The sequence below is a fragment of the Novilysobacter erysipheiresistens genome (assembly GCF_036663935.1).
Lineage (GTDB): Bacteria > Pseudomonadota > Gammaproteobacteria > Xanthomonadales > Xanthomonadaceae > Novilysobacter > Novilysobacter erysipheiresistens.
In genome coordinates, this window is the sequence record NZ_JAXGFP010000011.1 from 1 (window position 1) to 5,415 (window position 5,415).

General features: G+C 66.6%; 5 protein-coding genes. All 5 read left to right on the top strand.

Annotation, left to right across the window (positions count from 1 at the left end):
• A partial coding sequence (locus SNE34_RS14580) for a right-handed parallel beta-helix repeat-containing protein (RefSeq protein ID WP_332618350.1) occupies positions 1-454 on the top strand: 454 nt, incomplete at its 5' end.
• Positions 455-740: 286 nt separating this feature from the next.
• Positions 741-1,835 (top strand): right-handed parallel beta-helix repeat-containing protein, encoded by a 1,095-nt coding sequence (locus SNE34_RS14585; protein ID WP_332618351.1) that lies wholly within the window; start codon positions 741-743, stop codon positions 1,833-1,835.
• Positions 1,836-1,842: 7 nt separating this feature from the next.
• Positions 1,843-3,009, top strand: a complete 1,167-nt coding sequence (locus SNE34_RS14590) for a glycosyltransferase family 4 protein (RefSeq protein ID WP_332618352.1) — start codon at positions 1,843-1,845, stop codon at positions 3,007-3,009.
• Positions 3,009-4,337 carry an oligosaccharide flippase family protein gene (locus tag SNE34_RS14595; protein WP_332618353.1) on the top strand — a complete coding sequence of 443 codons (1,329 nt, stop codon included), beginning with the start codon at positions 3,009-3,011 and terminating at the stop codon, positions 4,335-4,337. Before SNE34_RS14590 ends, SNE34_RS14595 begins: the two co-directional genes overlap by 1 nt.
• Positions 4,334-5,347, top strand: a complete 1,014-nt coding sequence (locus SNE34_RS14600) for a sulfotransferase family protein (RefSeq protein ID WP_332618354.1) — start codon at positions 4,334-4,336, stop codon at positions 5,345-5,347. The genes SNE34_RS14595 and SNE34_RS14600 overlap by 4 nt, the downstream gene beginning before the upstream one ends.
• Positions 5,348-5,415 lie beyond the last annotated feature (68 nt).

The window sequence follows — 5,415 nt, forward strand, 5'->3', positions numbered from 1 at the left end:
CGATATCGAGCCCGACAAGCACAACATGGACCGGGCGGAGAACATCCGCATCGAGGATTGCCTGATCCGCAACAACCAGGGCAACGGCATCCTGGTCTACCACCGCGTCAGCGAGGTGGTGATCACCGGTTGCCAGATCGAGCGCAACGACGGCTTCGGCATCCTGACCATCGGCACCAAGGCCGGCAACATCAGCGCGAACAGGATCGGGCACAACCGCCTGGATGGCCTGTCGATCAGTGTCGACACCCGGGACTACGCGGCGGGCGGCAACTACTTCCGCAACAACACCACCCGCAACCACGGCATCGTGGGCGCCAGCCTGGCATGGAGCGCGACCAACTGGAGCCGCATGACCGGTCAGGTGTCCGGCCGGAATGGCACCCAGTCGCACCTGGGAGTGAGTGACACCGCGAGCAACATCCGGATCAACGCCAACTTCTACTCCAAGTAAGGCAAGCACTGCGACGCCGGCCGGCAGGGCCGGCGGTCGCGACCGAAAACGGGCCGGACACATCCGATGATGTGTCCGGCCTTTTTTTGTTGTTCGCAACGTGCGAGGCCATTAAGGGTCTGTCCGGTTTTCGCCCCGGAGCGCGTCGACCCGAGTGCCGCACCGACGCAACGGCTGCGGAGCCACGACGCATCCTTCATGACTTCCATGACAGTTTCCGCGCATGACACCGGAATCGATTTCCCGACGAACGCTGCTGGGCCGAACCGCATGGCTGGGCCTGGCGATGGCCGTGACCGGCTGCGAGGCCGCGCCGATGCCGGGCCCGGCGACGGTTCGCCGGTCCGTGGCGCCGAGTCGGGCTCGCGGCAGCGCCCGGATCGACGTGCGCGAGCATGGGGTACGCGGCAATGGCAGCCATGACGATACCGATGCCTTCCAGCAGGCTGTCGATGCCTTGCCCAGCGATGGCGGCACCGTCGTTGTTCCGCCCGGCCGGTACCTGATCGACCCGATCCGGGGTGTGCGCCTGCGCAGCCGGATGCACCTGGAACTGGCGCCGGATGCCGAACTGCTGGCCAAGTCCAATGGCGCCGAGCGGTCCCGTGTCATCCGCATCCATCGGGCCGAGGACGTCGAGGTCTCCGGCGGGCGCATCTCCGGCGACCGCCATCGCCACCTCGGCACGACCGGTGAATGGGGCTACGGCATCCACGTCAGGGCCGCCTCGGGCGTGACCATCCGGGATATGCATTTGTCCGATTGCTGGGGCGACGGCCTCTGCATCGGTGGCGAGTGGGCGCCAGGCAGGAAGCGGCGGGTCCTGAGCGAGGACGTCGTCATCGCCGGCGTTCGTTGCAGCGGCAACCGGCGCCAGGGCCTTTCGATCGGTGGCTCGCGCAACGTGCGGGTGCTCGACTCCGAGTTCACCGACACCTCGGGAACGGCGCCGGAGTGCGGCATCGACATCGAGCCGGACGGTCCCGACAGCACCATCGGTGTGCACATCGAGAACTGCCTGATGAAGGGAAACGCGAGCAACGGGCTGCAGATCTACAAGCGTTCCCACGACGTCACCGTGATCGACTGCCTGATCGAATTCAATGGCGGCTACGGGATCCTCGCGATCGGCGCCATCGACGGCAGGATCGCCGGCAACCGCATCCGCCACAACCGCCTGCACGGCCTCGGGCTGCGCGGCGGAACCCGAGGTTACCGGGTGAGCCAGAACCACTTCCGCAACAACAACACCCGCCGGGTCGAACTCAACCGCAACAGTCCCGAATGGGCGTCGGTCGATGGCCGGGAGGGGACCAGGCCCCACGTTGATATCAAGGATGCCAGCGACATTTCGCTGGCCACCAATTTCTATGCCGACTGAGCCACGGATGAAATTCGTCTTCTTCGCCAACACCGACTGGTACCTCTACAACTTCCGGCTGTCCACCGCGCTTCACCTGGCCCGCCAGGGGGTCGAGGTGGTGATGCTTTCGCCACCGGGCGATTTCGGGGCACGGTTCGCCGACCACGGCATCCGCTGGGTCACCCTGGGGACGATGGATCGTGCCAGCCTGAATCCGGCGCGTGAAGCGTGGACGGTCCGGGAACTGCTGCAGGTGGTCAAGGCCGAACAGCCCGACCTGATCCACAACTTCACGGTCAAGTGCGCGGTCTACGGCGCGTTGGCGGCACGCCTGGCCAAGGTCCCGGCGGTGGTCAACGCGGTTGCCGGGATGGGCTACGTTTTCACCAGCAACGGAGCCAAGGCCCGCGCGTTGCGTCCGATCGTGAGCGCGCTGATCCGGGGCACGCTCGGCAGCGGCCACTCCCGGCTGATCCTGCAGAATCCCGACGATGCCGATGCGTTCACCCGCGCCCGCCTGGTGGAGTCCGACAACATCCGCCTGATCCGTAGCTCGGGCGTCGACACCGGGCGGTTCTGTCCGCCGAACGGGGAGTGCGAGCCGCGACCGCTGCGGGTTGTCCTTGCCGCGCGCCTGTTGTGGGAGAAGGGCATCGGCGAGTACGTCCAGGCCTCGGCCTTGTTGCGGCAGCGCGGCCGTAACATCAAGTTCCTGCTGGCGGGCATGCCCGATCCGGGCAATCCCGGTTCGGTCGATCGTGCGCAGGTCGAACGCTGGGTGGATGAGGGTCTGGTCGACTGGCTGGGCCATGTCGACGACATGCCCGCGCTGCTACGCTCGGCCGACATCATGGCGCTGCCCAGCTACTACCGCGAAGGCGTGCCCAAGAGCCTGATCGAAGGTGCCGCAAGCGGACTGGCGCTGATTACAACCGACCTGCCAGGTTGCCGCGAGGTCGTCACCCGCCACGGCGTTGACGGGCTGCACGTCGCCCCGCGCGATGCCGAGGCCCTGGCCGAACAGCTGGCCACACTCGACGACGACCGCGTGCTGCTGCGCCGGCTCGGTGATGCCGCCCGGACCAAGGCGCTGGCGGATTTCGACGAGCGCATGGTCATCGCCAAGACGGTGGCGGTCTATGGCGAACTGTTGCGGATGCCGGGATCCGCCGTCCATGCCGCGGCGCAGTGATGGGATCCGTCGGTGACACGCTGGTGATGCGGCCGGGCATGCGGCGGGCCGTCGTCGCCTTGTCGTCGCTGTCGCTGGCGACCGTGGTGGGCGCCGGCATGGTGTTCCTCACCCAGACGATCCTTGCCCGCCAGCTGGGGGCGGCCGACTACGGGCTGTTCGCCTCGTCGCTGGCGACGGTCACGATCGTCGCGCCGCTTGCCGGCTTCGGGCTGTCGCGGTTCCGGCTGATGGTCTATGGGGTGGAGGGGTGGGGCGCCGACCGGTGGTTGCGCTCGACCCTGCGGTTCAGCGCCATCACCACCGCGCTGGCGCTGGCGATCGTGGTGGCCTGTGCCTTCACGATCGCGCCCGGCGCGGCGACCCGGTTCACGTTGCTGGCACTGCTGCCAGTGATTCTCGCGCTGCTGACGACGGACCTGGTCGGCAACAAGATGCGGCTGGAGGAGCGTTACCACGCGCTGTCCGGCTGGCAATTGCTGGTTCCCGGCGGTCGGCTGGCGATCGCGTCGTTGCTGCTGCTGATGCCTGCGCTGGGCGTGGGCTTCGTTGCGGCGGGCTATGGCGTGTTGTCGATCGCGATCGTCGCGTTCGGGATGCCGGCGATGGTCGCGCTGATGCGTGGCGAGGTGAAGCTGCACGGCCACGGGCCGCGGGTCGAACCAGAGGGGGCGGTCGTGGTGCCGGGGATTGCGACCCTGTGGTCGCAGTCGTGGGTGTATGGCGCCACCGCGCTGCTGTATCCGGTGTTCTTCCAGATCGGCACGGTGTTGCTGAAGTACCTCGACAGCAACGTCCAGGCCGGTCTGTTCGGCATCGCGATGGCGGTGATGTCGGCGATCTACCTGATTCCCGGGACCATCTATCAGAAGTACCTGCTGTCGAAGTTGCACCGCTGGGCGGTGCACGACAAGCCGAAGTTCCGCCGCGTCTATCGCCAGGGGATTGCCGGGATGCTCGCGTTGGGCCTGCTGGTGGGCGCGTCCGTGGCGTTGCTGGCGCCGTGGTTCGTGCCGGTCGCGTTCGGCGAGCAATACCGCGGCGTGGTCGCGGTGTTGATGGTGTTGGCGTTGTGCCCGCCGCTGCGCTTCCTGTCGACTTCGGTGGGCGCGGTCCTGCTCAACCGGTCGCAGATGGGTTACCGGGTGCGGGCGATGGCGCTGGCCGCGGTGGTGACCGTTGCCCTCAACGTCGCGCTGATCCCGCTGTACCACGCGCTCGGCGCGGCCTTCGCGACGGTCGGCGGAGAGATCGCCCTGTTGTCGATGATGGCGCGCGGGGCCTGGCGATGCCGCCACGAGTACGCCCAGGAGCGAGCAATCAAATGAAGCCATCGACCCCCAAGGCGAACTTCTTCCTGGTCGGCGCGCCGAAGGCCGGGACCACCTCGGTCGACCGCTTGTTGCGGCAACATCCGCAGGTGTTCCTGTCGCCGATCAAGGAGCCCGGCCATTTCTGTCCCGACGTCGCAGAACAACTCGCGCCGAGTTTCGACAAGAAGACCCGCCTCGATATCGCCGCCTATCTTGACTCGCCGGATCGCCCGACCGTCGGCCTGGCTTGGGTGACCGCGTTCGAGCACTACCAGCGCCTGTTCGAGGGCGCTGCCGGCCAACCGGTCATCGGCGAATGCTCGACCTTCTACTTCTCCTCGAAGGTCGCCGCGCGCAACATCCACGCCTACAACCCCGAGGCTAGGATCATGGCGTTGCTGCGCGACCCGGTGGCGCGGATCCGGTCGCATTACGAAATGGACCGTGCGCACGGCGTCACCAACCGGCCGCTGCTGGCGCTGGTCGAGGAGGAACTGGCGCTGGGCGAGCGGGCCAATTGGGGCAATTCGCAGTTCTATGTCGGCGCCAGCCGATACAACGAACAACTGCGTGAGTACCAGCGCCATTTCGCCCCGGAGAACATCTGCGTGCTGTCGTTCGAGCGCCTTGTCGCCGAGCCCGAACCGACGCTTCGCGACCTTTTCACGTTCCTCGGGATATCAGTACCGTCCGATGCGCTGTTGCCGTTCGCCAATCGCAAGCGTGCGGCGCGCTTTACCCGGTTCAACAACCTGCTGCACGAATCCGGCATCAAGCCGTTCGTGTCCGGACTGCTGAAGAAGGGCTTGCCGGAGCGGCTGGAGAAGGCGGCGAAATCCGTCTATTACCGTGAGGGAGGTCGCGTGGTGTCCGATGATGAACTGGACAAGCTCCGCCTCCTGCTGCGCGATGAGGGTCTGGACTACCCGCCAGCCACCACCCTTGGGACGTTGCCCGGCTCCACCACCGCTACAGTCGTCGCGTCCACCATCGATCCGGATCAGCTCGAGAGTTCCCATACATGATTGACACGCCCACGCTCTCCCACCTCGACCGCCTCGAAGCCGAGAGCATCCACATCCTTCGCGAGGTG

What these genes read in the sequence shown, in the direction of transcription:
- SNE34_RS14585 (WP_332618351.1), top strand. Translation starts at nt 741, where the DNA reads ATGGCCGTGACCGGCTGCGAGGCCGCGCCGATGCCGGGCCCGGCGACG.
- SNE34_RS14590 (WP_332618352.1), top strand. Translation starts at nt 1,843, where the DNA reads ATGAAATTCGTCTTCTTCGCCAACACCGACTGGTACCTCTACAACTTC.
- SNE34_RS14595 (WP_332618353.1), top strand. Translation starts at nt 3,009, where the DNA reads ATGGGATCCGTCGGTGACACGCTGGTGATGCGGCCGGGCATGCGGCGG.
- SNE34_RS14600 (WP_332618354.1), top strand. Translation starts at nt 4,334, where the DNA reads ATGAAGCCATCGACCCCCAAGGCGAACTTCTTCCTGGTCGGCGCGCCG.